Here is a 24,691-nt window from a genome sequence, read left to right as displayed (position 1 = left end):
TTCGACCATGCCTACGACGTCCTCCCTCATCGGCCGCCACGACGAGATCGAGCGCCTTCTCGCGCTGCTCCGGGCCGCGGAGCGGAGCGAGGGCGGGGCTCTCGTCCTCCGCGGCGAGCCGGGCATCGGCAAGAGCGCCCTGCTGGACCACGTCGAACAGGCGGCGGACGGGTTCCGCCGCGTCCGGGCGTCCGGGTCGGAGTTCGAGGGCGAGATGCCGTTCGCGGCGCTGCACCAGCTGTGCGTTCCGCTCCTGGCGCACCTCGGGACGCCCTACCGCGACTCCCTCCTGGTCGCGTTCGGGCTGGCAGACGGCGTGCCGGACCCGTTCCGCGTCGGTCTCGCCGCTCTCGAACTGCTGTCCGCCGCGGCCGCGGAACGCCCGCTGTTGTGTGTGATCGATGACGCGCACTGGCTCGACGCCGCCTCGGCCCGTGCGTTGACGTTCCTGGCCAGGCGCGTCTCGGCGGAACCGATCGCGATGGTGTTCGCCGCTCGCGACCAGGAGCCGGTCCCGGGCCTGGACGAACTGCCGGGGCTGACCCTCGGCGGGCTGAGCGACGCGCAGGCGCGCGCCCTGCTGGCCGTGGAAAAGACCGGCACGCTGGACGAGCGCGTGCGCGATCGCCTGCTCGCCGAGGCCCGCGGCAACCCGCTTGCCTTGATCGAGCTGCCGAAGGCAGGCGGCTTCGCCCTCCCGACGCCGTCGCCGATTGCGAGCCGGATCGAGCGGAGTTTCCTTGCCAGAATGGCGGAGCTGTCCCCGGACGCCCGCGAGCTGCTGGTTCTCGCGAGCGCCGACCCCACCGGCGACCCGGGCCTCCTCTGGGCGGCCGCCCGCCAGCTGGACCTCGACGTGCCCGCGGCGAGCGCCGCGGCCGAGGCGTCCGGGCTGATCGTTTTCGACACCCGGGCCCGGTTCTGCCATCCGCTCGCCCGTTCGGCCGCTTACCGCGCGGCTGAGCCAAAACAGCGTCGCGCGGTGCACCGGGCACTGGCGGACTCGACCGACCCGAAGACCGCTGGCGACCGACGCGCCTGGCACCGTGCGCAGGCGACTGCGGGGCCGGACGAAGAGGTCGCGGCGGCGCTGGAAGTGTCGGCGTCCCGCGCGCAGGCCCGTGGTGGGGTCGCGGCCGCTGCCGCTTTTCTCGAGCGCGCCGCCGCGCTGTCGCTCGACCACGGCAAGCAGGTCGAACGCACGATCGCGGCCGCCCGAGCAACACTCGCGGCAGGCCGGACCGGCGCCGCGTCCGACCTTCTGAACAGCATCGACACCTCGACGTTGGTGGTATCTCAGCGCGCCTCCGCTGACCTGTTACGCGGGCAGATCGCCTTCGTCGAAGGTGCGGACGGGGCGGTGCGCGGCCCGGAGATCATCCTGCGGGCCGCGCAAGAGCTCGCCGCCAGCGATCCGGAACGGTCGCGCGAGTTCTTGGTGGCGGCGCTGGAGATGGGGCTCGTCGTCGGGCGGGCCGCGGGAGTGCTGGACCGGGTGCTCGCCGCCGCGCCTCCGGCCGGCCCACCGGATCTCCTCACCGCGCTCGTGCGCTTGACCAGCGAGGGACACCGCGCCGGGGTGCCCGCGATCCGGCAAGCGCTCACCGGCGACGACGAGGGGTGGACCCGCACCCCCGCCCTGGCCACGGTGCTCGCGGGCGAACTGTGGGATCTCGGCCTGCACCGCGGGATTGTCGATTGGCTGGCGCGGGCCGGAGAATCAACCGGATCGCCGATGACCGTCCGGCTCGGGCTGTCCCAGGCGGCGCTGTACGCGGTGTTCACCGGGAACTTCGGACAGGCGATGTCCGCGATCGCCGAGGAAGAAGCGATCGCCGACGCGCTCGGCGACCCGCCGCAGCTCTACCCGCGAGCGCACCTGGCGGCGATGCGGGGCCGCCGGCAGGAGGTGCTCGACCTGTTCGCCGAGGCCACGAGCCGGAACACTGGCCAGCTGACCGCGAACGCCCACTGGGCGACGGCCGTGCTGTACAACGGCCTCGGCGACTACCCGGCCGCGCTGGAAGCCGCGACGCACGCAGTGGCGAGCGGCGACCTCTTCCTCACCGGCATCGCACTGCCCGAGCAGATCGAAGCAGCTGTGCGGTGCGGGGAGGACGCCGTTGCCCGGTCGGCGTTGGCAGCACTGGTCGAGCGCACGGAACCCGCGGGCACCAACTTCGCGCTCGGCGTCGCGGCGGGCGCACGGGCGATGGTCAGCGATACAGAGGACGACTACGTCGCCGCGCTCTCGTATCTCACGGACAGTCCGCTGTCCGTACAGATCGCGCGGGCACACCTGCGGTACGGGGAATGGCTGCGCCGCGCGGGCCGGCGTCGCGATGCGCGCGAACAGCTGCGGACCGCGCATGAGCAGCTGTCGGAGATCGGGATGGAAGCTTTCACTAAACGAGCCGCCGACGAGCTGCGCGCTACCGGGGAGGTGGCGCGCAGCCGCTCCTCGCATACCTATGACCGGTTGACCATGCAGGAGACGCACATCGCGCGCGAGGTCGCTGCGGGAGCTACGTCGAAGGAGGTGGCGACGCGGCTGTTCCTCAGCCCTCGGACGGTGGACGCCCATCTGCGTAATATCTTTCGGAAGCTCGGTATCACGTCACGGAGGCAGCTCAGAGATATGCCGGACCTCCGCGACGCGGACTAAGCGCTTTCCGCCGGCGAAGACCTCCGCGCCGAAGCGGCCCGTACCGACAAAAGCCCGCCGATTCCCGGAATCAGCGCCAGCAGCCACACCCGATGCCTGCCGTTCATCACCAGAACCGCTCCGATCACCGACGTCATGTAAGCCAGCCCGTGCACCGGCCCCAGCACCTGCGACACCTGCGGTTGGTGCACGGTCGCCACATTCGCCAGCATCAGCACCAGCGTCGCCAATTCCACCACGCCGATGATTTCCAAAATCCTTCGCGGGCTCACAATCCCACTCCTGTCGTCGAGCCCGGACGGTAGATCATCAAAACGACGACCGCCGCCCAGAGCAGGTTGAAAATTCCGGTCGGCATCGCCAGCCGGACAGTCGCCGGCCGGTCGGAGCCTAGTGCGTCGACTACCTGTTTCTGCCCGGGCAGGACGAAAGCGAGCAGAATCCCGGCAGCCGCGACGGTCAGGACTAGCGAAACGATCAGCCAGGCATTCCCCAGCACTCCGATCCGCGCGCCGGTCGCGAGGCCGAAGACCGGTACCAGGATCCCGATCACCGAGTAGACGCGGGTCGTGCGGTGCAAGATCTGCAGGGTCGCGGCCTTCTTCGGGTTGTCGTCGGCGAGCCGGGCCACGCCCGGGAACATGCTCGCGGCCACGGCGACCGGGCCGACGGCGAGAATGGCCGCCAGTACGTGGACCGACAGCAGAAAAGCGTTCACGCGGCGATCCGCTCCCCGGTCACGCTGGTGCGCGGAAGCCGTCCGGCGCGGGATTCCCCGGTTAGGGATTCGCCAGTCACGGTGACGTCGTAGGAGAGGTTCAGGCGCATTGGCCGGGTAATGCGCTGCCGCCAGGTGAACCGGTCGCCAGAAGACTCGAGATCGGTAAGGGGCGTCGTTTCACCGGCACCGCTGGCGCTGCCTTCGAGCACGCCGTCCGTTTCGGTGAAGGTATAAGTGGCTTCCATCGTGCCAATCGGGGTTTTCATGCGCAGCAGCCAGGTGCCGACGATGGTGGACATGGATTTCCTTTCAGGATTTCGACACTTTCCAGGGGGTGCCGCGCCGCTCGTATTCGAAAAGCTCCTCGACGGCGTGCGCGGCCGGTGAGCCGAAATCGCGCTCCAGCACGTAAAGCGCCGTGTCGAGACCGGAGGTGACCCCGCCGCCGCTGATCAGGTCGCCGTCGTCGACGACGCGGGCGCGGATGGCGTGCACTCCCGAGGCTTCGAGCAGGTCGATGCCGAGCACATGCGTCGTCGCGGTCCGGCCTTCGAGCAAACCCGCCATCGCCAGCGCGAGCGAACCCCCGCAGACGGTCACGACCGTGCAGTCCGGATTGTCGAACGCGCGACGCATCAGCGGCATCGCGTCCCCCGAAGCGAAGCGCGACAACAGCACAGGGATGGTCTCGACGCCGGTGTCCGGGTCGCCGTCCACCGGGCCGGCCGCTCCGGGGACCAGGACGTAGCCCGGCGCGTCCGGGTCGAACGCGGCGGTCGCGGTCAGGGTGAGCCCTGGGTTGCCGGAGCGCACGACGCCGGGGCCGTCCGCGCTCACGAGTTCCACGGCGAGTTTGCCTCCGAGGAACTCGCTCCCGGCCGTCAGCACCTCGAACGGGGCGACGACGTCGAGCGGGTCGAACCCGTCGAAGAGCACAAACTGGGCCCGCAGCATGAGTGATTCCTTCCGAAGGACGCTTTCGTCCATCGAAAACCATCGGCGATGATCTTCGCCATGACTATCCGGACAGCTTTCGCCTAGATCTGGCCAGCCCAGAGATGCCTTACTCTGCACCTATGTACACCACAGTGGTGCTCGCGCTCCCGGACGCGATCCCCTTCGATCTGGCCACTCCGATCGAGACGTTCGGCCGCGTGCGCCTCCCCGACGGCCGCCCGGGGTACCGCACGCTGGTCGCCGGTCCGGAGCGCGAGATCGAGTCGGGCCCGCTGCGGCTCGCGGTCGAGGAGGGCCTGGACGCTCTCGAGCGCGCCGACCTCATCGTGGTGCCCGGCCGGAGCAACCCGCTGCGGCCGTCCCCGCCGGAGGTGCGGGAAGCGTTGCGAGCCGCCGCCGGCCGCGGTACGCGCATCGCGTCGATCTGCGTCGGGGCGTTCACGCTCGCCGAAACAGGATTGCTCGACGGCATGGAGGCGACCACGCATTGGCTCGCCGCCGACGAATTCCAGCGCCGATACCCGGCCGTCCGCTTGAATCCCGACGTGCTTTACACCGACAACGGGAAAATCCTCACTTCCGCGGGGGCGGTAGCCGGAATTGACCTGTGCCTGCACATCGTCGCGAATGATTACGGAACCGTTGTCGCGGCCGATGCCGCCCGCCTCGCTGTCGCACCGTTGCACCGGCCCGGCGGACAGGCGCAATACATCGTCCGCAACCGCGCGCCCAGCCGCCCGACCACGCTCGACCACGTTCTGCCGTGGATCGAGGAAAACGCCTACCGGGACCTCGCGCTCGCGGACATCGCCGACGCGGCCGGGCTGAGCGTGCGCACGCTGACCAGGCGGTTCAAGGACGAAACCGGGCAAAGTCCCATGCAATGGGTGGCCGGGGTGCGCATCCGGCAGGCGCAGGAACTGCTCGAAACCACCGACCACACGGTCGACCGGATCGCCGCGCAGACCGGATTTCCCACGACGAGCAACTTCCGTTCCCAGTTCGGCCAGGTCGTCGGCGTGCCGCCGGGCGCCTACCGGAAAGTGTTCCGGGCGGGAACGAATCGGTCAGGCCATTAGGCTTTCTTATCGAATGCGATGCCGGTCTTCTTGCCGGTAAACGTGCACCTTCTCTAGCTTTTGCCCACAGGAGGGCGAATCCGAGGGGGTGGCCGCGTGACCGAGCCCCATCCCGCGCAGCCGGCGACCGCTGCCGCGCGAGCGGGCGGCGGACCGTGGCGGCGCGGCGTCCGGACGCTGCTCGGCAGTTCCCGGGTCATGGTGTCGGCGGCGGTCCTCGCCGTGATCGTGGCGCTGTGCCTGTTCGCGCCGGTCTACGCCAGCCAGGTCTCCGGCACCGATCCGTTCGTGGCCAACCCGGTCGGCTCGGCCGTGCTCGACGACGGGACCGTGGCGCCGCTGCTGCAGCCGGCGTCCCAAGGCGTCGGCGTGCTGCCGATCGGGCCGACCTGGCAGGCGCATTTCCTGCTCGGCGCGGACGGGGACGGCCGGGACGTCGCCGCGCGGATCCTGTACGGCGGCCGGAACACCCTAGTGATCGGTGTGCTCGCCGGCCTCGTCGCGTGCGCCGGGGGCCTGGTGGTCGGGCTGATCGCCGGATACGTCGGCGGCGTCATCGACGGGGTGCTGTCCCGGATCCTGGACGTCGTGTGGGCGTTCCCGGTGCTGATGCTGGCGATCTCGATTTCCGCGATCAGCTTCGCGTCCGGGATCAGCCTCGGTTTCGTCCGGGTCGGTTCCGGCAGTCTCGCGCTGCCGGTCCTGATTATCGGAGTGGTCTATGTGCCTTATGTGGCGAGACCGGTGCGCGGCGCGGTGCTGTCGGTGCGCGCCGCGGACTACGTCAGCGCGGCCACGTCCTACGGGGCCGGGCACGGCCGGATCATCCGCCGGGAAATCCTGCCGAACGTGCTGTCCCGGGTGATCGTGCTGTTCCCGCTGATGGCGGCGACCGCGATGCTGCTGGAGTCCGGCCTGTCGTTCCTCGGCATCGGCGTGCACCCGCCCGCCGCGAGCTGGGGCACGATCATCGAGGACGGCACGCAATTGCTGCGCAACCGGCCGCTGATGGCGATCGTGCCCGGCGCGCTGCTCGCGCTCACCGTGTGCGTGCTCAACATCCTCGGCGACGCGATCCGGGACGCCTTCGACCCGAAGGCCGAGCTGCGGATGCGTGCCCGGTGATCGGCTACGTCGTGCGCCGGGTGTTCTCCGCGGCGGGCGTGCTGATCGCGGTGAGCGTCCTGGTGTTCCTGATCTTCTTCAAGACCCCGGGCGTCGACCCGGCGCGGCAGATCGCGGGCAAACAGGCCACCCCGCAGGTGATCGCGCAGATCCGGGCCGACTTCGGTCTCGACCAGCCGTTGCCGGTGCAGTACTTCGCCATGATGAAACGCCTGGTCATCGACCGGGACCTGGTGTCATACACCGATCGCGGCCCGGTGCTTTCCCGGGTGGCCAAGGCGGTCCCGGTGACGCTGTCGCTGGTCGGCGGAGCCGCGGTGATCTGGCTGCTGCTCGCGCTGGGGGCGGGCACGCTCGCGGCGGTGTTCCGCGGCCGGGCGGTGGATCCGCTCCTGATGGGCCTCGGCCTGGTCGGCATGTCGCTTCCGGTGTTCTGGCTAGGCGGCGTGGTTAATCTGCTCACGCAGGGCACCTGGCATACCAGTGTGTTCAGCTGGCTGCCCGAACTCGGCTACACGCCGATCAACGTGGATCCGCTGAAATGGTTCGGGCAGCTGCTGTTCCCGTGGATCACGCTGGCGATCGGCACTGCCGGGCTGTACGCGCGCGTGCTGCGGGCCGACCTGATCGAGGTCGACCGGTCCGAGTTCGTGCTCACCGCGCGCGCGAAAGGACTTTCCGAATCCCGGGTGCTGCTCCGGCACGTCCTGCGGAATTCGCTGATCCCGTTCGTCAGCCTGTTCGGCCTCGACCTCGGGGCCATGCTCGGCGGGGCCGCGGTGCTCACCGAGCAGGTGTTCGGCTTGCCCGGGGTCGGCAACCTCACCTTCCACTCGCTCAGCCGGTTCGACCTGCCGGTGCTGATGGCGGTGACGCTCTACGGCGCGTTCACCGTCGTGCTGGTGAACCTCCTGGTCGACCTCGGCTACGCCGCCCTCGACCCGAGGATCCGAGTGCGATGACGACCCTTTCCGCAGAAGGCCTGACCGTGGAGTTCCGCACGCCGGACGGCCTCGTCCGGGTCGTGGACGACGTGTCGTTCGAGCTCGCGGAGGGCGAAACCCTCGGCGTGGCAGGCGAATCCGGCTCCGGGAAGTCGGTCACCATGCTCGCGCTGCTCGGCCTGCTCCGCGACGGCGACGCGATCGTGCGCGGCCGGGTGCTGTTCGACGGGCAGGACCTCCTCGCCCTGCCGCCGGCCGGACTGCGTTCCCTGCGCGGCAACCGGATCGCGATGATCTTCCAGGACCCGATGACCTCGCTGAACCCGGTGTACCGCGTGGGATGGCAGATCGCCGAGCAGATATGCCAGCACCGCCGCACAGGGATGCGAGCCGCCCGCCGCCGCGCGGTCGAACTGCTCGACCTCGTCGGCATCCCGAGCCCGGACGTCCGCGCGCGGGACTACCCGCACCAGTTCTCCGGCGGCATGCGGCAGCGGGTGATGATCGCGATGGCGCTGTCCTGCGACCCCGACGTCCTGATCGCCGACGAGCCGACCACCGCGCTGGACGTCTCGGTGCAGGCCCAGATCCTGCGCATCATCCGCGACCTGAGCGCCCGCACCGGCACCAGCGTCATCCTGATCACGCACGATCTCGGCGTGCTCGCCGGCATCGCGGCACGGGTGCAGGTGATGTACGCCGGACGGATTGTCGAGCAGGCCCCGACCGCGCAGTTGTTCGCCCGGCCGCGGCATCCCTACACGGCCGGGCTGCTCGGCTCGATTCCCCGGCTGGACCTTCCCCGGCCGCCGCGGCTGCCGTCCATCGAAGGCCTGCCGCCGCTCGCGGCGGACATCGGACCGGGCTGCGCGTTCGCGCCGCGCTGCCCGGAGGCGCGGGCGGTGTGCGTCCGGCAACGGCCGGTCCTGCTTCCGTCCACTGTGGAGCACTGGGACGCCTGCCTCCTGCGGCACGCGCCGACCCCGGACGAAAAGAGACCGGCGTGACGGCTGAGATATTAGGGACCAAGGACCTCGTCAAGTGGTTCCCGGTACGGGGCAACCGGCTCGGCCGTCCCGGTCGGCTGCGCGCCGTCGACGGGGTGTCGCTGTCCGTGCGGCGCGGCGAAACGCTCGGCCTCGTGGGGGAATCCGGCTGCGGCAAATCCACCCTCGGCCGCTGTCTCGTCCGGCTGTACCAGCCGAGCAGCGGTTCCATCACCTTCGACGGCAGAGATATCAGCGGGACCGGGCGGCGCGGGCTGCGTCCCGTGCGCCGCTCGGTGCAAATGATCTTCCAGGACCCGTACGCCAGCTTGAATCCTCGCCGCCGGATCGGCGATTCGATCGCCGAACCGCTGCGAGTGCACCGTCTGCCCGCGACCCGAGCGGACATCGCCGAACTCCTTGCCCTGAACGGCCTTTCCGTCGAACTCGCCGACCGGTTCCCGCACGAGCTTTCCGGCGGTCAACGGCAGCGCGCGGTGATCGCGCGGGCACTGGCGTTGCGGCCGCGCGTCGTGGTCGCCGACGAGCCGGTATCCGCGCTGGACGTCTCGGTGCAGGCGCAGATCCTCAATCTGTTCGACGATCTCAAGGAACGGTTCGGTCTCACCTACGTGTTCATCGCGCACGACCTCGGCGTCGTCCGGCATACCTCCGACCGGGTCGCGGTGATGTATCTCGGCCGGATCGTCGAACAGGCCCCGGCCGGTGAGATCTTTGCCGCGCCGCGACATCCCTACACCGCGGCGCTGCTGGCCTCGGTACCGATCCCGGATCCTGCGGCGGGCGCGGACTGGCGGGACACCACGCTGGCCGGGGACGTGCCGAGCCCGCTCGACCCGCCGAGCGGCTGCCGGTTCCACCCCCGCTGCCCGCGGGCCACCAGCGTATGCCGGACCACGGAACCGTTGCTGGCGAAGGAAAACCCGGGGCACGACGTCGCCTGCCACCATCCGCTTGAGCCGGCCGTCCAGACGGTGCCAGCCGAACCGAAGGCAGGGAGCGATGACTAGCGCCGAGACCGACCAGTCCGCCCGTCCGACGCTCCCGCAGCTCGCGGCGCTGATCGCGATCTCCGCCACTGGGTCGTTCGCCGGGGCCGCGACCGCGCTCGGCTGCACGCAGTCCGCGGTGAGCCAGCGGGTCGCGAGCCTGGAACGCGGGCTCGGAGTCCTGCTGGTGCACCGGTCCCGGCAGCAGCGCCGCGTGTCGCTCACCGAGGCGGGCGACACCCTGGTCGCCGCCGCGGAACAGGTCGGCGGGATCCTCTCGGTCGCCGTCCGGCAGGTGGAAACGATCCGCAAGGGGCTCAACGCGACTGTCCGGATCGGACTGTTCACCAGCGCGAGCGAGCGCGTGATCCCGCCGATGATGGCGGCGCTGCGGCGACAGCCGGTCGACTACCGGATCGAATTGGTGGAACTGGACCAGCAAGCGGAAGTATCCCGGCTGGTGCGCAACGGGGACATCGACCTCGCCTTCGTGAAACTGCCGATCGCCGATTCCGCGCTGCTCACCGCGGAACTGCTCACCGACCCGTTCGTGCTGCTCAGGCCGGCGGACGCGGAGCCGGTCTCGCCCGCCCGGCTCGCGCGGCTGCCGTTGATCGGCTTGCGCGGCCAGCGGGACCCGATGGAAGCCTGGGCCGCGTCCCTGGGCATGGAGCTGAATTGGGTGCTGGAAATGGAAACCAACCACGCCGTCGAGGCGATGGTCGCCGCCGGCCTCGGCTACGGCGCCGTTCCCCGGCTCACTCTCGGCGGCCGAACCCCTGGCGTAACAAGGGTTTCCCTCGCCGGCACGGTCCCGGCGCGAACCGTCGGAATCGCTTGGCGGCGGTATCACCCGAGGCTGGCGTTCATCCGCGGAGTCATCGACATCATCCAGCGGGTGTGCGCTCGCTCGGCGGAGATCCTGCCGCCGGTCGACGGCGAAGGGCTGGCGCGATGAGACGGAAGTCAGCCGTGCTCGCGACGCTGGTGCTGCTGACCACGAGCGGATGCGCGGTGGACGACACGCTGGATCTGACGTCGGTCGCGCCCGGCGATCACGGGCACCAGGGCGGGATCGAGGTGCTGCTGTCGTCGGGCAATGTCGGCACCGCCGATCCGATGGTCAATTTCTCGACTTCGTCCTGGACGCTGTTCACCGCCACCTACGACGGTCTCACCGCGTTCACCAAGTCCGGTCCGGAAACCGGCCAGCACGTCACACCGGATCTGGTCACCGAAATCCCGAAGCCCACCGACAACGGTCTCAAGTGGACATTCACCCTGCGTCCCGGGATCCGGTTCAGCGACGGCCGCGAGGTCCGGCCCGCGGACGTCAAAGCGTCATTCGAGCGGATGTTCAAGGTGCACGGGCCGACCACTTCCTCGCAGTTCGACGTCATCGCCGGAGCCAAGGAATGCCTCGACACGCCGGAAACCTGCGATCTGTCGAAAGGCATCGCGATCGACGAGACGACCGGCAGGATCACTTTCACCCTGACCGAACCGGATCCCGAACTCCCCCAGCAGCTCGGCCAGCCGCTGGCGTCGATCCTGCCCGCGGACACCCCACCGGCCGACGTCGGCTCGGACGTGGCGAAACTGCGCTCGACCGGACCGTATTACTGGGCGAGCTACGATCCGACCGATCGCGTCGTGCTGAAACGCAATCCGTATTTCCGCTCCTGGTCGCCGCTCGCCGCGCCGGAGGGATATCCGGACCAGATCGTGGAGAAATTCGGTCTCGAACCGACCGACCAGATCACCGCGGTGATCAACGGCCAGGCCGATCTCGCGGCCGACCAGCCGCCGCCGGACCGGTTGAACGAGATCAGCGTCGACCATCCGCGGCAATTGCATCTCGACCAGCTCGGGCACGTCTGGTATTGGGCGCTGAACACCCGGATCCCGCCGTTCGACAATCTCAAGGCGAGACAGGCGGTGAATTATGCCTTCGACCGCAATTCGGCAGTGCTGCAGGCGGGCGGTCCGGGACTCGCGGTGCCGACCTGCCAGGTTTTGGTGCCGAACATCCCCGGCTACCAGCAGTATTGCCCGTGGACGAGCAACCCGGGCCCGAACGGCCGCGGACCGTGGCGCGGACCTGATCTCGCGAAAGCGAAACAACTGGTCGCGGAATCCGGTACCGCCGGGGCCGCGGTGTCGGTGGTACCGGGAAACAACCGGATGCATATCGCGATGGGCGAATACATGCAAACGCTGTTGACCGATTTGGGCTACCGTGCGACACTCAAACCGATGGACGAGGGATTGCAGTATCCCTTTGTCCAGAATTCCGGAAACCACGTCGAAGCCGCCTTGACCGACTGGTCCCAGGACTATCCGGCTCCGAGCGATTTCCTGAAAGTGCTGATGTCCTGCGCCGCGTTCGTGCCGAATTCGGACGCGAGCCCGAATGTCGGCGGCTTCTGCGATCCGGCCGTCGACGCCCGGATGGCCGAGGCGCTGCGGCTGGCCAACACCGACCCGGACGCGGCGAACGCGGTGTGGGCCGAGGTGGACCGCGCGGTCACCGACCAGGCCCCGTGGGTCTCCATGTACGTGCCGAAATGGATCGATTTCACCTCGGCGCGGCTCGGCAATTACCGGTTCAGCGGCCAGTTCGGCTTCCTGCCCGGGGTCGCCTGGCTGCGCTGACCCGTCCCGCAATCCCCGCCCAGCACAAGGAGTGGCATGCCGAACCCCGACGGTTCCTCGCGATACGCGCCCGACGCCGCCACGTTGCGCCGGCGTCTCCTGCCGCTGCTCGCCGCGCGCGGGCCGTCCGGTTACGAGGACGAACCGGTGCGCGCCTGGATGGAACTGGCGGCAGAATTCGCGGACGTGCACGTCGATCCGCTCGGCAGCGGGCACGCGGTGGTGAATCCGGGCAGCACCCCGCGGATCACCTTGATCGGGCACATCGACGAAATCGGGCTGAGCGTCAGCCATATCGACGACGCCGGACGGCTGTGGGCGGTCAGCATCGGCTGCTGGGACGCCGCGATCCTGTACGGCCAGCATGTCGTGGTGCTCGCCGAAAACGGCCGGGTGCCCGGCGTGATCGGCACCCGGCCGCCGCATCTGAACGACGAAGACTCGTCACCGAAGATGACCGATCTGTGGATCGACATCGGCGCTACCAGCCGGTCCGACGCGCAATCAGTGATCACCGTCGGCGACCCGGTGGTGTTCGGCGCGGCCCCGGTCGACCTGCGCAACGGACGGATCGCCGCACCCGCGCTCGACAATCGCCTCGGCGCGCTGGCCGTTCTCGAAGCGGCTCGCGCGGCAGCCACGGCATCGGTCACCGCTGAGATCTCAGTGGTGGCCAGCGTGCGCGAGGAAACGAGCTACCACGGCGCGATGGGAGCCGTGTACGCGACGGAACCGAATTTCGCGCTCGCGATCGACACCACGTTCGCCAGCGACATCCCGGAAGACGGCATCGAACGCAAAACCGGCGAACACCGGCTCGGCTCCGGACCGGCGATCGGCCGCGGCGCCGTCACCGACGAAACCATGGCGCGCAGCTTGCGCACCCTGGCGAAGGAACTCGAAATCCCTTACACCATCGAAGCATACGGCGACGAAAGCGGCTCCGACGCCGATGCCATGGCAGCTGTCGCCGCTGGTATCCGTTGCGGCGTCATTAATATCCCTATCCGGCACATGCACAGCTCCGGCGAGGTGGCGGATCTCGCCGATCTGGCCAGTACGATCGATCTCGCGACCGCGTTCTGCCTCGCCGGAGGGACCCGATGAACTTCTCGCGGCGGGAACCCTGAGCTACCCGGCGCCACCCGCCAAGGAGGCCAGCCCATGATCGGCGCGGAACGACGGAACCGGCTCGGCCGGGTTGTGCTGGACGCCATCTGGTGCGACAACGGCCGCCTCACCCTGCTGCAGCTGAGAGCGCTCTACGCGGTCGCGAACGAAGGTTCCTTCGCGGCCGCCGCGGCTGCGCTCGGGTGCAGCCAGCCCGCGGTCAGCCAGCGCATCGCGTCGATCGAACGCCGGCTCGGGGTCGTCCTGGTCCGCCGGATGTCCGGGCAACGCCAGGTGCGGCTCACCGACGCCGGGATCGCCCTGGTCAACGCCGCCGAACAGGTCCAGGTCATCCTCCGCACCGCGACGAGGCACATCCAGGACATGCGGGACGGCCGCGAGCCGACGGTCCGGATCGGCGTGTTCTCGAGCGTCGCGGTGCGGGTGATGCCGCTCGTGCTGGCCGCCACGCGCGCGCAGCACCTGCCGTGCCGGATCAAGCCCATCGAGGTCGACGACGACGTCCGCCTGCAGGAACTGCTGCGGTTCGGCGAGATCGACATCGCGTTCGTCATCTTCCCCCTGCAAAGCGGGGAAGCCCACGGCCTGGAACTGTTCAGCGACCCGTTCATCCTGCTCGCACCCCGGAACGCACCGCTGGCGACGTCCGCCCGGATCCGCCCGGCGGATTTGCGCGGCCTGCCCATGGTGTGCCTGACCAGCGAACAACTGGAGGTCGCCGCCGAACTCCGTCGTCAGGGCATCGAGCCGAACTGGGTCTTCGACACCGACAAGATTCACGTCGTGGAACCGCTGGTCGCCGCGGACGTCGGGTATTCGATCGTGCCGCAACTCGCGCTGGGCCAACGACATCCGGGCGTCACACGGTTCTCGCTGAGCGAGATCGTGTCGCCGCGGGAAATCGGGATCGCCTGGCCGCCGCACCATCCCCGGCTAGGTTTGCTGCTCCGGGTCGCGGACGTCATTCGCGGGGTGTGCGCGGACCCGGCGAATATCCTGCCGCCGATCGACGAACCCGGGTGCGCCGCGGCGGAACCGGCGATGCTCCGGCTTCAATGACCGTTGCCGACCGGCTCCTGCGCTGGCACCAGCCCCGAGCATCGCCTCGTCGCCACCACGACCGCCTTTCCCGGGTCCCGGATCTAGATCACGTGGCCGCCGCGCTACCTTGCGCCGCAGCGGAACCGGCCGTACTCCAGCTTCAAGGACGCCTGCCGACCCGCTCCTACGCTGCCTCCAGCCCCCCGCACCCCTCTGGTCGCCACCACGATCACCTTCCCCGAGGTCCCGGATCTAGATCACGTGGCCGCCGCACCACCCTGCGCCACAGCGGAACCGGCCGTGCCCCGACTTCAATAACCGCTGCCGACCCGCTCCAACACTGCCTCCAGCCCCGCGCACCCTCTCGTCGCCACCATGATCGCTCTCCCCGGCCCCCGGAGCTAAATCACGTAGCCGCACCACCCTGCGCCACAGCGGAACCAGCCGTACTCCAGCTTCAATGACCGCTGCCAACCCGCTCCGACGCTGCCCCCGCGACATATCCGGAAAGATCCACCACCCGCGAGCACCGCTCAGCCACCGCCTCGTCGTGTGTCGCCACGACGACCGTCTTACCCGCCTCGTTGAGCTTCTGCAGCAGGTCCAGGACCCGGTCGCGGTTCTTGGCGTCGAGCGAGCCCGTCGGTTCGTCGGCCAGGACTAGCTCGCACGGTTTCAGCAGCAGCCGCGCCACCGCGACCCGCTGCTGTTCGCCGCCGGACAGCGAGTGGATTTTCCGGTGTTCCGCCCGGCGCAAGCCGACCTGCGCGAGAGCTTCCCGGATGCGGTCCTGCTTCGGAGTCCCGCGTTTGGCGTAGGTGAGCGCGACCTCCAGGTTGTGCTCGACCGTCTCGCTGTCGATGAGGGCGAAGTTCTGGAACAGATATCCCAGCCGGTTGCGGCGCAGGAGGTTTGCCGCCCGGGAGCGGGGTCGCGGCGCTCGCTCGCCGAACAGCCGGACCTCGCCGGCGTCGGGCGCTTCCAGCAGGCCGATCAGGTTCAGCACCGTCGACTTCCCGGCCCCGCTCGCGCCGGTCAGCGCGGTGAACTCGCCCGCTTCGATGCCGACGCCGAAGCCGGCCAAGACCTCGCGGCGACCGTAGTTTTTCCGGATTTCCCGGAGCTCACACGCGAATTCCATGGGTCACAGCTCCTTCAAGCGTTTGACCGTGTTCCGGCGTTCCACTACGCGGGCCGTCACCACCACGAACATCACCTCGAGCGCCAGAGATATCACTGATACGGCAACCAGTTCCGGTAGTCGGTCCAGAGGGCTGGTCTGGGCATCGGACGGGGCCAGCGTGTTCGCCGCCAGCACCGCCAGTCCGATCCCAGCCAGCACGGTCTGGCCCAGCCACGTCCCGCCGAGTGCGACCAGCAGTTCCCGGTACGAGCGGGCGAATCCGATGCCGTGGAGTCTCCGCACGGTGAGCCGCCGGCGCAGCCGGTCGGAACCGATGATCACGATCACCGCGGTCAGGGCGATCAGGACGAACAGCGCCGCACCCGCGAACACGGTGATCTGGGTGATGCCGCCGCGCACCTGGTCGAGCTGCGCGGCCATGGCTTCGTGCACGGTGACCAGGTGCCGCAGGTTGTCGTCGAGCTTGAGTTCCTTGAGCTTCGGGCCGAGTGCGGCCAGCGTTCCCGCCGGATCGGTGCCGACGCGGACCTTCAGCCCGGTGTCCAAGCCGCCGGTGATCGCGTTGAGCCGGTCGACAGTGAGGCTGTTCGCCGGGGTCATGATCTCGACGATCGGGTCCGTGATCAGGTTTCCGTGCCCCGGATTGACCTGGGGATCGTAACTGAACACACCCTGGCCGGAAGCGGTCCAGACGATCCGGACCCGCTGGGTGGTGAACCGCGGCCGGTCGCCGGTGACACGTTGTTCGGCCTGCGTCGCACCGGTGATTTCCGGACCGCCGGTGCGGGTTTCCTGAAGGAGCTGCCGGAGCTGAGCTTCCTGCGGTTTGAACTGCTCGGGAACGGCGACGACCCATTCCGGATCGTCGGCGGCGACCGTGATCGGCTTCCGCGCAGTGTCCAGAATCGGGTACTGCTCGAGGTAATGCGTGTTGACCCGGATCGGCGGCACCGGCCACCGCGACGTCGGGTCCGGCGGCGTGCCCGGCTCGTAGTTCGCGGCGTCGACGAAGAGCGCGCCTGCCCGGTCGAGCACCGGGTAGAGGTCTCGCGCTTCGGCGACCGACGAGGCGTTGCCGCCGGTTTCCATTTCCTGCTGGTCGTTTCCGATCAGCCGCGGGTAAAAGACGGCATAGCCTTGGACTTTTTCCCACGGTGCCAGCAGCTCCCGCTGCTTCGCCAGTTCGGAGAACTGCTGCCAGACCACTACGGCCAGCACGGCGAGGATCGCTCCGCACACCGCTTTCACCACGGCCGGTGCGGCGATCGCCAAGCCGAACGGCGAACGGTGCCGCGTCCTGTGCTTCACTGCAGACTTCCTTTGACGAGATCCGAAACGCGCACCCGGTGGACGATGAACAGTCCGATGCCCAGCGTCGCCGCGAATCCGGCGACGGTCACCGGTGCCATCGCGGCGGCGAGCGCGTACCCAAACGACGAGTCCGCGCCGGGAACGACGAGGACGACTGCGGCGCACGCGCCCAGTCCGACGAGAACAGTGCCGAGCTGTGTCCTGCCCACGATCGCGTACCAGATCCTGGGCGCGGAGTACCCGGTCAACCGGAGGATTCCGATCCTTTTTCCCTCGCGCAGCAACCGGAACGCGATGACCACAGTGGACACAGCCGCCAGAAGATATGTCAGGATTCGAAGCCCGGAAACGGTTGGCGTTGACTGCGCACCACGGTCAGGCGGAACCAAGTCGGCAGGAGTCAATCCCGTGACGCCTGCCTTGGCCAATCGTTCGCGGACGAGCCCGAGAAAGCGATCCGTGGCTGGCCCCGCGTCCACAATGTATCGACCAGATGAGGGCAAGGAATCGAACGCCTGCCACAACGGCGCGAACGCAAGATCATATCGGTCAGCGAAAACCGCTGGCAATCCAACGCTTGCCGTCTCGCCCGCAGACGAGACGGTAGCCGAACTGCCGCGCGACTCCGCCTCAGTCAGCCAGCGCCCCTGCGCAAGGCGGAATTCACTGAACAGAGCGGTCCGATCGCCACCCAGCAAGACGTAGTGCGTAATGCGTTTGCGGTCCGCTTGGATGCTCACGGTGGTGCGCACCACCGTGGCACCGGTTTCTTCAGCCGCGTCGGTGAGAATGCGCAGCGTGGTACCAGGATCGGCTGCCTGCGGACGTTCCGGCCACTCGAACGGCACGCCGACACGGTCCGCCGCGGTCTCGCTTCGCGCTTCCTGGTCAAGGGCGACGTCCATCAGCACGACCGCCGGAATGGCGAACAGGATTCCCGCGAAAAGAAGAGAAAGGATCAGTCGCACGGGAGGCTCGCTCTCGTCGCTGCGTGCTTGCGGTGGCGGAGACGCGGTGGAGATGCGATGCCGGGACGCCGTTGGCCCGGCACCGCACCGGGGTGATCATGCCCGGAACGTCAGGACACGATCACGCGTTGGGGTTGTAGTACGTGTAGCAGGTGTAGGCCCAGCCGGCGTGGGCGTGCGCGTTGGACCAGGAACCGGCGTAGTTGTACCGCTTGTCGTTGGCGGCCCCGATCGCCGCCGTCGAGCTGTGGTAGTTCCGCGGGTGGTTGTAATTCGAGTAGCAGCCCTTCCAGATCCCGTCGGCGCCGGAACCGTGGCACCAGGTACCGCCGCCGGCACTGCCGCAGCCCGCCGGGACCACCGTCCGGGACGGCGCCGCGTTCGCGGCCGAAACGATCCCCGCGGACATGACGACCGCGAGCGAAGCGACCGAAGCCACCCTGGCGATCTTCAGAGAAGCAGACCCCATTGTCATGATTTCCCCATTCTTTTCCTTATTTTCACTGAGCAAACCGACCCCCTGACCCGAATGAAAAACATTCAGGTTCAATCCGGCGCAGTAATGCCGGACGAGGACAGCCGCGTTCCGCCCGTCAGCCCCCAGCCGACGGGACGCGCGTGCCGGAGCATTCCGGCGAGCAGGCGCGTTCTACGCGGACAGACGCACCCGCGCCCGTCATCACGTGTTCACTGACCTGCGGTGAAAGTCAGTTCGTCACAGAGTGCCGCGTCTCCCGCGCGGCTCGGCGAAAAGCGGTGAAAACACCTGAATCCCCCTAGCGCTCGACTCCCCCATCTGACGCTGGAACAAAACACTACCGAACGTGCCCGCAATCGGCCAAAGGTCTCTCGATGATGTCACCGAGATGGCGCAACCGCTCCTCGCGCGGCGCACCGGTCGCTGCCACCCAGACCAGCCAGCACCGCCGAATGCCGCTGCCCGCTTTCCGTCTTCCATTCGCCGAATACCCCGCTCCCGTTTCGGAATACGACCCGCTCCAGGACTGGTAGAATCGCGCGATAATCGCGGACAGGAAGGACCCGCGCGGTGCCACGCGCTGCAGAGCCGGAAACGCCCGTCGAGCGCCCCGGCGCCTACCGGAGCCGCTTCACCGGCGCGCTGGAGTCGCTGCTGGCGGAAAAACGGTTCGCGAAGGTCACGATCGGCGATCTGGTCGGCCGGGCGCACACCTCCCGCCGCGGCTTCTATGAGCACTTCGATTCCAAAGAAGCCTGCCTGCTCGCCCTGCTCAAGGAAGCGGCCGAAACGGGATCCGCGCAGATCGCCGCCGCGGTCGACCGCACCGCGCCCTGGCAGACGCAACTCCGCCAGCTCGTCACAGCCTGGATCGGCGTCGTCGACGCCCGGCCGGCCGTCATGCTGAGCTACCTCCGTGACGTACCGCTGCTGGACGCCCCGATCTCCGCAGGCCTGAACCGCGACGCGTACGTCAACGTGGTCCGCGCCATCTCGGGCGGCACCGAATTCCGGGAGTCCGGAGGCACTCCGTTGTCGCGGAACCGCGCGCTGATTTTGTTCGGCGGACTGGAAAAGCTGGCAGAGGACGCGTTGCGGCACGGCGGGACGGCAAGCGCGCACATCGAGGAAGCGGTGCGGGCCGCGCTTCTTCTTGCCGCTCCGTGATATCTCAGATCACCTGGATTGAGACCGCATCGACCAGCATCCGGTATGCCTGCTGGCACCGCCGAATCCGGCTCGGACGCGGATCGCGCGCGATCTCCTGCCCGAGCGCGGTGAGCGACCCCAGCAGGGCAACCGCGAGCTCTTCGAGACCGCTGCCGGAACCGCCAGCCTCGCGCAGCAGCGCGACAGTCGGTTCTCTCCACCACTGTTCGTCCAGCTTTCGCCACTTTTCCTGGCCCAGCACGGACGGGCCGTCGACCAAGAGGATCCGCCCCACGGCCGGGTCCGCACACCGGCGGAGGAAGATCGACCCAGACGCCTTGAGCCGGTCCGACGGCGCTCCCCTGGCGCCCCGAGAGCGCAACACTCGGTGCAAATCGGCGTGCACCTGCTCGACCACAGCCTGGAACAACTCCTGCTTGTTCTCCCAGTGGTGGTAGACCGCACCGGTGGTGGTCCCCGCCGCGGCGGCGATCTGGGCCAGCGAGGCACCCGCGTAGCCCTGCTCAGCGAAGAGCCGGCGCGCGGCCTCGACCAGGCCTTGCCGGGTCGTCCGGGAGCGTTCCTCGTTCGTTCGCCGCATCCATCTACCTAATCATGTTATGTTTTTGGGTGTGGATACGGTACGGGCTCAGGAGATCATCGACAGCAGCCCGTTCGGGCCGTGGTGGGGGTTCCGGGTGAACTCCGTCGATCGGGGCGCCGCGGCTCTTTCCCTGCCCGCCCGGCCGGAGTTTTTCCGCCCCGGCAACGTTCTGCAGGGCGGGTGCGCCATGACGCTCGCCGACGTCACCTGCTGGATCGCGATCCTTTCCGTCCTGGGGCCCGAGGAACCGGCCGTCACGGTGAACATGACGACCGCGTTCCTCGGCGCCGCGAGGTCGGACCTGACCTGCGAGTCGTCCCTGACCCGGACCGGCCGCCGGACGATCTACGGCACCGCGACAGTCACCGACGGCGGCGGACGGCAGGTCTCCCATCACACGCTGACCTATCTGCGTCCAGCGCCGTAATATGTCAGCTCAGCGCGCGACGCAGCACCACCCACTGCTCTCCCGGCCGGTCGACGACCGCCGGATGCCAGCGCGGCCCGACAGCAGCGGCCAGCTCGTCGCCCCGCTCGATCAGCGGGCCGACGGCGGGTTCGCCGACGACGATCACCGCCGACCAGTCGACATGGGCCAGCAGATTGTCCTCGGCGACCCCGAACCGCGTGCCCAGAAGACCGACGACGTCATGGCCGGTATCCGGGCTCGACCGGTGCCCGCTCGCGTCCGGCACCTCGGCGACGGCGTCCACAAGGGAGTCCTCGACGGGCTCATCCTCTTCCCGTTCTTCGGACCACACATGGTCCTCAAGCCGATCGATGCGACGGCATAGGTCGAACGCCTGCTCGTCGGACATGCGCAGGGCCACGCTGCGGCCGTCGGTCAGCGTGAACGTCAGCTCCGCTTCCGGGACTCCGGCACTGCCCGGCTCGGCTTCGACGGTCCCCGCGACGTCTCCGAACACCACCAGCTCGGCCGGGCTCTCCTGTCCCTGGCTCAGCGAAGGCAGATTCGCGGCCATCTCGACCACGCAGTGCGCGGCGGTCCAGAATGCCTCTTTGCCGCGGATGTCCTTGCGGCTCCGGCTCAACGTCCGTCCGATCCCCGCCGGTTCGACGTAGGCTTCCACCCGGCCGGCACCGGCACCGCCGTCCCAGGTCGCGGTGACCGTGACGTTGTTGGCCAGGCGTTTGCGGTAGGCCTCGACCCGGTCGTGCCGGGCGAGTTCCCAGCCATCGATTTGCTCGGGCCAGTCGTCGTTCACCGATGGAGTCCTTTCGAAGCGCGGTGCGGATACGATCCTCCGACGCCGCGCGCGAGGGATTCGTTCCTAACTCCGCGGTGCGGCTGGTTCCGCGTCCTCAGCCAGGTTTTCGGTTCCCGCGTGCTGTGTTCGAGCGAGCAGAGTGACGATTGCGGCGGCCACCATCACCGCCACGGTGACGACCGCCGTCACCGGCCAGCCGACCTGCTCAGCCGCCGTCGCGCCGAATGCGGTGCCGAGGCTTCCGCCCGCGAAATATACGACCATGTAAGCACTGTTGAACCGCGCTGGCGCGCTAGGCTCGATCGCCAGCACCGTGCTTTGGTTCGCGACCTGGGCAGCGAAAAGACCGGCGTCGAACAGGGCCAGGCAGACCAGCGTCGAAAGAGTGCTCGGCAGCGCGATGGCAAGCACCGCACTGACAAGGCCAGCGAGACTCAATCCACAAAGGACGACCCGGCGCGCACCCACGCGATCGGTCCACGCACCCGCGACGCGGGTAGCGAAGATTCCCAATATGCCAGCGAAAGCGTAAAGCCCGATGCGTTCGGCGGAGTACTCAAAGGGCGGCTTCGACAGAGCGACCGCGATTCCGGACCACACCGCGCAGAACGCGAAAAACCAGAGCGTCCCCCGGACTGCCGCGAGCCGAAGAGCCGGGTATCTCAGGTACAGTCCGGGAATCGAGCGCAAAGTGGCGAGGTAGCCGCGCTGGTTCGCGCCGGCCACCGAAGGAAGCACGAGCAGCACCATGACCGCGACAATCGCGCAGGCGACGGCGAAAACGCCCAGCATGGCGCGCCAGCCGATCAGGTCAGCCAGCCAGCCGCCGACGATGCGGCCCGCGAGGATCCCCGCTGAGATACCAGCGGTGACGATTCCCAGTGCGGTAGCGCGCCGGTCCGGGCTGGCCAGCCGGGCGGTCACGGAACTCAGTCCAGCCCCGACCGACGAGCACGCTCCGAGCACGCCGAGCACCAGGCCGAGTAACCACACCTGGCCGACGAGCGCGTTCAGTCCCAGCGCGACGGCAAGCGCGCCGAACTGCGCGGAAAGGACGTAGCGCGGCGGAAACTGGTCGACGAGCGGCACCAGCAGCGCGAGCCCGCACAGGTAGCCGACCGGTCCGCAAGCGAGCGCGATGCCGACCGAACCGAGCGAGGCGCCGAGCGCACCGCCAACCTCGGCGATCGCGGGCTGCAACGGGTAGATGGCCGCAGTGCCTAGCGCGGCGGCGAGCGAGACGAATCCGACGACCGAACCGCGAAGGCGCGGCGTGATATCTGAATGCACTGGCCGAGCGTAGAAAGCGCGGGGCGGGGAACGCTGGCGAGAAAACGCCATCACCCGTGATCCCCACGAGGTGCTCGCTGTTGTGGGATGATCGAGTTCCATGACGACGCTATCGCTTGTCTCCGCCGAGTCCGTGAGCTTGAGAGAGTTGCTCAGCCAACCGGCCCGGTCATGACCGGCGAACGCGCCGTGCCGGGCATGCGGCAGATCGACGTCGGCCGTCTTCCCCGAGACCTCGCGGACCTCATCGAGACGCTCGAACCCGGCGAAAACCTGGTCCTCACCAGGGACGGTACCCCGGTCGCGACCATCTCCGGCATCCGCTCCGAACCGCCGCGGACGGACTACGACGACGTGACCGTGGTCGCCACCGCGATGAAGCTGTCAGCCTCGGCCCGGATGTCGCTGTCCGCCGAGCTCGGCTCCGACTATCTCGTACTGGACCTGCACTCGGCGCCCGCCACCGCCGACGTGCTGCTCGTGCCGCCGGTCAGCCCGCAGCTGATCGGGGGCTTGCGGGCGAAGTTCCCGAAGGCTCGGGTCGTCCTCGCCGAGGTCGAGGACGCGGAGCTGGGCGTCAGCTACCACGGACCGATCCGGCGGCTGCTCGACGCCGGTGCGGAAACTTACCTGACCTCGGCGAACGTCCCGCATCTCGCGCGGCAGCTCGACCATGCCGTCACCCAGCGGCGACAGCTTGGCGGTGGCGGTGCCGCGCCGATGGAGATCGGCCCTGCGGATTCGTGACTCCAGCAGCCACCGAACCAGCTCAACCACTGAGGCAACGCACCTCATACCGCTGCCGGTGACACACCGTCTCCCCCGTGCAAGGCGCACCCGCCCAATCGCACCGGCATCCGCCGAACCAGCCCAATAACCCTCACCCACCGAAGCGACGCACCTTAGGCCGCGACCGCTCATAAGCCGCCCAGCCCGGACTCCCATCCCGCGCGAACGCCACCCAAGCGCCATGCACCTCCGCCGCAAGACCCGCCGGAGCCGGGTCCGGACCGAGCAACCCGGTGTCGCCGTGCAGCCACGGTGCGTCCGCGAGATCGAAGACGAACGGCAGCTCGACGGTGTGCGCCGCACCGAGCCGTCCGTCCAGCGCGGTCGAGCGGTAGCCGAACGAATAGACATAAGTGCGACCAGGTGATATCTCAGCATGCGCCTGTGCCATGCGAGCGGTGCCAGCCCCGAACAGCAATTCGCCCAACTGGTCGGCGGGCTCGTCCGATTTTCCCTGCGGCACCAGATAAAGCCGCCCTTCCTCAGTGTTCGTACCGATCATCAGATCGACGTCACCGCGCAGACATTCCGCGGCCTGCACCGGCAAAACGAGACTGAACGGGCTGAGTCCGGCAAGCGGGTCAGCGGCGCTATCGGTGCGTAAGTCCAACCCGGCCAGCGCGGGCAAGATATCCAGGAACCGCTCGTCTGAGATCTCAGCGAACGCCGCTGCTGTCGGCTCAATCCCCAATGCAGCAGCCGCGGCAGCGGTAACCCGCTGCGCCTGTTCCGGAGTGAACGCACCCGTGCCGCTTCCACTTTGGACAATCGCGCGCCGGAACAATCCCTTGGCCTCCGGGGTCGCGAGCAACGCACAGGTGAGCGTGGCCCCCGCCGATTGGCCGAACACCGTGACGTTCCCAGGATCCCCGCCGAACGCGGCGATCGACTCACGCACCCACCGGAGCGCGGCGATGACATCAAGCAGCCCGCGATTGTCCGGTGCTCCTTCCAGGGCAAGGAAACCGGGAATGCCGATACGGTAGTTCACCGTCACGAGCACGACACCGTCGCGAGCGAAAGCACTCCCGTTGTAGAGCGCGGCGCGGGTCGATCCGGTGACAAACCCGCCGCCGTGCACGAAAACCATGACTGGGCGACGGCCAGCGTCCGCGGCTGGTGTACGAACGTCGACCGTCAGATATTCCTCGCCGGGGACCCAACCCGGGCCGAAGTAGGGAGTCAGGTCGAGTCGCCCGAAGTCCCGCGTCGGCTGCGGGGCGGTCGGCGACGGCTGAGTACCGTCGCGGACTCCGGACCAGCCGGGGTGCGGCGCGGGCGGGGTGAACCGGCCAAGACCGATCGGGGCCGCCGCGTAGGGAATGGCCCGGTAGAGTTCGCCCGCTGCGTCACGAAGACCGCGCACCGCGCCCGCCGGGGTTTCGACGACTGGATTTTCTTTCTGAGCCACGAGA

At 68.6% G+C, this 24,691-nt stretch carries 25 protein-coding genes; 13 read left to right on the top strand and 12 right to left on the bottom strand.

Annotated elements, in window-relative coordinates; translation table 11 throughout:
- Positions 1–7: 7 nt before the first annotated feature.
- Complete coding sequence (locus ACZ63D_RS13680; RefSeq protein ID WP_465354609.1) at positions 8–2,665, top strand: AAA family ATPase; 2,658 nt, start codon at positions 8–10, stop codon at positions 2,663–2,665.
- On the opposite strand, the gene ACZ63D_RS13675 is transcribed toward ACZ63D_RS13680, so the two are convergent.
- From ACZ63D_RS13675 to ACZ63D_RS13660, 4 genes are read right to left on the bottom strand one after another with little or no spacing between them, the layout of a single operon-like run.
- Complete coding sequence (locus ACZ63D_RS13675) at positions 2,662–2,937, bottom strand: hypothetical protein (protein WP_465354608.1); 276 nt, start codon at positions 2,935–2,937, stop codon at positions 2,662–2,664. The two genes, ACZ63D_RS13680 and ACZ63D_RS13675, sit on opposite strands and share 4 nt — an antisense overlap.
- On the bottom strand, positions 2,934–3,383 hold the full coding sequence (locus tag ACZ63D_RS13670) for a hypothetical protein (RefSeq protein ID WP_465354607.1): 450 nt from the start codon (positions 3,381–3,383) through the stop codon (positions 2,934–2,936). Before ACZ63D_RS13670 ends, ACZ63D_RS13675 begins: the two co-directional genes overlap by 4 nt.
- On the bottom strand, positions 3,380–3,685 hold the full coding sequence (locus ACZ63D_RS13665) for a hypothetical protein (RefSeq protein WP_465354606.1): 306 nt from the start codon (positions 3,683–3,685) through the stop codon (positions 3,380–3,382). The genes ACZ63D_RS13670 and ACZ63D_RS13665 overlap by 4 nt, the downstream gene beginning before the upstream one ends.
- Positions 3,686–3,695: 10 nt before the next feature.
- The gene (locus ACZ63D_RS13660; protein WP_465354605.1) at positions 3,696–4,340 is read right to left on the bottom strand and encodes a DJ-1/PfpI family protein; all 645 of its coding nucleotides are present in this window, start codon (positions 4,338–4,340) and stop codon (positions 3,696–3,698) included.
- Between the two features lie 122 nt (positions 4,341–4,462).
- On the opposite strand from ACZ63D_RS13660, the gene ACZ63D_RS13655 reads away from it, so the two are divergent.
- The 9 genes from ACZ63D_RS13655 (at position 4,463) to ACZ63D_RS13615 (ending at position 14,332) form a co-directional block, all read left to right on the top strand.
- On the top strand, positions 4,463–5,422 hold the full coding sequence (locus ACZ63D_RS13655) for a GlxA family transcriptional regulator (RefSeq protein WP_465354604.1): 960 nt from the start codon (positions 4,463–4,465) through the stop codon (positions 5,420–5,422).
- 96 nt (positions 5,423–5,518) lie between these two features.
- Complete coding sequence (locus tag ACZ63D_RS13650; RefSeq protein ID WP_465354603.1) at positions 5,519–6,547, top strand: ABC transporter permease; 1,029 nt, start codon at positions 5,519–5,521, stop codon at positions 6,545–6,547.
- Positions 6,544–7,509, top strand: coding sequence for an ABC transporter permease (locus ACZ63D_RS13645; protein WP_465354602.1), 966 nt, complete (start codon positions 6,544–6,546; stop codon positions 7,507–7,509). The genes ACZ63D_RS13650 and ACZ63D_RS13645 overlap by 4 nt, the downstream gene beginning before the upstream one ends.
- On the top strand, positions 7,506–8,498 hold the full coding sequence (locus ACZ63D_RS13640; RefSeq protein ID WP_465354601.1) for an ABC transporter ATP-binding protein: 993 nt from the start codon (positions 7,506–7,508) through the stop codon (positions 8,496–8,498). Before ACZ63D_RS13645 ends, ACZ63D_RS13640 begins: the two co-directional genes overlap by 4 nt.
- A complete protein-coding gene (locus tag ACZ63D_RS13635) occupies positions 8,495–9,508 on the top strand; it encodes an ABC transporter ATP-binding protein (RefSeq protein WP_465354600.1) in 1,014 nt (337 codons plus the stop codon). The genes ACZ63D_RS13640 and ACZ63D_RS13635 overlap by 4 nt, the downstream gene beginning before the upstream one ends.
- Positions 9,501–10,445, top strand: coding sequence for a LysR family transcriptional regulator (locus ACZ63D_RS13630; RefSeq protein WP_465354599.1), 945 nt, complete (start codon positions 9,501–9,503; stop codon positions 10,443–10,445). The genes ACZ63D_RS13635 and ACZ63D_RS13630 overlap by 8 nt, the downstream gene beginning before the upstream one ends.
- Entirely contained in the window at positions 10,442–12,142 is a 1,701-nt protein-coding gene (locus ACZ63D_RS13625) for an ABC transporter substrate-binding protein (protein WP_465354598.1), read from the top strand. The genes ACZ63D_RS13630 and ACZ63D_RS13625 overlap by 4 nt, the downstream gene beginning before the upstream one ends.
- A gap of 36 nt (positions 12,143–12,178) precedes the next feature.
- Entirely contained in the window at positions 12,179–13,249 is a 1,071-nt protein-coding gene (locus tag ACZ63D_RS13620; RefSeq protein WP_465354597.1) for a zinc-binding metallopeptidase family protein, read from the top strand.
- A gap of 57 nt (positions 13,250–13,306) precedes the next feature.
- Positions 13,307–14,332 carry a LysR family transcriptional regulator gene (locus tag ACZ63D_RS13615; protein ID WP_465354596.1) on the top strand — a complete coding sequence of 342 codons (1,026 nt, stop codon included), beginning with the start codon at positions 13,307–13,309 and terminating at the stop codon, positions 14,330–14,332.
- 439 nt (positions 14,333–14,771) lie between these two features.
- On the opposite strand, the gene ACZ63D_RS13610 is transcribed toward ACZ63D_RS13615, so the two are convergent.
- From ACZ63D_RS13610 to ACZ63D_RS13595, 4 genes are all read right to left on the bottom strand, one after another.
- Positions 14,772–15,455 (bottom strand): ABC transporter ATP-binding protein, encoded by a 684-nt coding sequence (locus ACZ63D_RS13610; RefSeq protein ID WP_465354595.1) that lies wholly within the window; start codon positions 15,453–15,455, stop codon positions 14,772–14,774.
- A gap of 3 nt (positions 15,456–15,458) precedes the next feature.
- Complete coding sequence (locus ACZ63D_RS13605; RefSeq protein ID WP_465354594.1) at positions 15,459–16,766, bottom strand: hypothetical protein; 1,308 nt, start codon at positions 16,764–16,766, stop codon at positions 15,459–15,461.
- Positions 16,763–17,737 carry a hypothetical protein gene (locus tag ACZ63D_RS13600; protein WP_465354593.1) on the bottom strand — a complete coding sequence of 325 codons (975 nt, stop codon included), beginning with the start codon at positions 17,735–17,737 and terminating at the stop codon, positions 16,763–16,765. The genes ACZ63D_RS13605 and ACZ63D_RS13600 overlap by 4 nt, the downstream gene beginning before the upstream one ends.
- Positions 17,738–17,858: 121 nt before the next feature.
- A complete protein-coding gene (locus ACZ63D_RS13595; RefSeq protein WP_465354592.1) occupies positions 17,859–18,176 on the bottom strand; it encodes a lactococcin 972 family bacteriocin in 318 nt (105 codons plus the stop codon).
- Between the two features lie 609 nt (positions 18,177–18,785).
- Between ACZ63D_RS13595 and ACZ63D_RS13590 the strand changes: the two genes are divergently transcribed.
- A complete protein-coding gene (locus ACZ63D_RS13590; RefSeq protein WP_465354591.1) occupies positions 18,786–19,382 on the top strand; it encodes a TetR/AcrR family transcriptional regulator in 597 nt (198 codons plus the stop codon).
- 4 nt (positions 19,383–19,386) lie between these two features.
- On the opposite strand, the gene ACZ63D_RS13585 is transcribed toward ACZ63D_RS13590, so the two are convergent.
- Positions 19,387–19,965 (bottom strand): TetR/AcrR family transcriptional regulator, encoded by a 579-nt coding sequence (locus tag ACZ63D_RS13585; protein WP_465354590.1) that lies wholly within the window; start codon positions 19,963–19,965, stop codon positions 19,387–19,389.
- A 31-nt stretch (positions 19,966–19,996) separates the two neighbouring features.
- Here ACZ63D_RS13585 and ACZ63D_RS13580 point away from each other — a divergent pair, with 31 nt between their 5' ends.
- On the top strand, positions 19,997–20,395 hold the full coding sequence (locus tag ACZ63D_RS13580) for a PaaI family thioesterase (protein WP_465354589.1): 399 nt from the start codon (positions 19,997–19,999) through the stop codon (positions 20,393–20,395).
- Between the two features lie 4 nt (positions 20,396–20,399).
- Here the strand turns inward: ACZ63D_RS13580 and ACZ63D_RS13575 are convergent, their stop codons facing one another.
- Positions 20,400–21,194: a hypothetical protein gene (locus tag ACZ63D_RS13575; RefSeq protein WP_465354588.1), complete on the bottom strand. Its 795-nt coding sequence runs from the start codon at positions 21,192–21,194 to the stop codon at positions 20,400–20,402.
- A gap of 66 nt (positions 21,195–21,260) precedes the next feature.
- A complete protein-coding gene (locus ACZ63D_RS13570) occupies positions 21,261–22,487 on the bottom strand; it encodes an MFS transporter (protein ID WP_465354587.1) in 1,227 nt (408 codons plus the stop codon).
- A 171-nt stretch (positions 22,488–22,658) separates the two neighbouring features.
- On the opposite strand from ACZ63D_RS13570, the gene ACZ63D_RS13565 reads away from it, so the two are divergent.
- Positions 22,659–23,234: a type II toxin-antitoxin system Phd/YefM family antitoxin gene (locus ACZ63D_RS13565; protein WP_465354586.1), complete on the top strand. Its 576-nt coding sequence runs from the start codon at positions 22,659–22,661 to the stop codon at positions 23,232–23,234.
- A 133-nt stretch (positions 23,235–23,367) separates the two neighbouring features.
- Here ACZ63D_RS13565 and ACZ63D_RS13560 read toward each other — a convergent pair whose 3' ends face one another.
- On the bottom strand, positions 23,368–24,687 hold the full coding sequence (locus ACZ63D_RS13560; protein ID WP_465354585.1) for a carboxylesterase/lipase family protein: 1,320 nt from the start codon (positions 24,685–24,687) through the stop codon (positions 23,368–23,370).
- Between the last annotated feature and the right edge of the window lie 4 nt (positions 24,688–24,691).

The organism is Amycolatopsis sp. NPDC104775 (genome assembly GCF_055583325.1).
The sequence above is the reverse complement of the archived record's forward strand: the minus strand, read 5'-3'. Positions and strand labels throughout refer to the sequence as shown.

Coding starts and splice junctions, on each gene's coding strand:
- ACZ63D_RS13680 (WP_465354609.1), top strand. CDS start 8: ATGCCTACGACGTCCTCCCTCATCGGCCGCCACGACGAGATCGAGCGC.
- ACZ63D_RS13665 (WP_465354606.1), bottom strand. CDS start 3,685: ATGTCCACCATCGTCGGCACCTGGCTGCTGCGCATGAAAACCCCGATT.
- ACZ63D_RS13660 (WP_465354605.1), bottom strand. CDS start 4,340: ATGCTGCGGGCCCAGTTTGTGCTCTTCGACGGGTTCGACCCGCTCGAC.
- ACZ63D_RS13655 (WP_465354604.1), top strand. CDS start 4,463: ATGTACACCACAGTGGTGCTCGCGCTCCCGGACGCGATCCCCTTCGAT.
- ACZ63D_RS13640 (WP_465354601.1), top strand. CDS start 7,506: ATGACGACCCTTTCCGCAGAAGGCCTGACCGTGGAGTTCCGCACGCCG.
- ACZ63D_RS13630 (WP_465354599.1), top strand. CDS start 9,501: ATGACTAGCGCCGAGACCGACCAGTCCGCCCGTCCGACGCTCCCGCAG.
- ACZ63D_RS13625 (WP_465354598.1), top strand. CDS start 10,442: ATGAGACGGAAGTCAGCCGTGCTCGCGACGCTGGTGCTGCTGACCACG.
- ACZ63D_RS13620 (WP_465354597.1), top strand. CDS start 12,179: ATGCCGAACCCCGACGGTTCCTCGCGATACGCGCCCGACGCCGCCACG.
- ACZ63D_RS13615 (WP_465354596.1), top strand. CDS start 13,307: ATGATCGGCGCGGAACGACGGAACCGGCTCGGCCGGGTTGTGCTGGAC.
- ACZ63D_RS13610 (WP_465354595.1), bottom strand. CDS start 15,455: ATGGAATTCGCGTGTGAGCTCCGGGAAATCCGGAAAAACTACGGTCGC.
- ACZ63D_RS13585 (WP_465354590.1), bottom strand. CDS start 19,965: ATGCGGCGAACGAACGAGGAACGCTCCCGGACGACCCGGCAAGGCCTG.
- ACZ63D_RS13565 (WP_465354586.1), top strand. CDS start 22,659: ATGACCGGCGAACGCGCCGTGCCGGGCATGCGGCAGATCGACGTCGGC.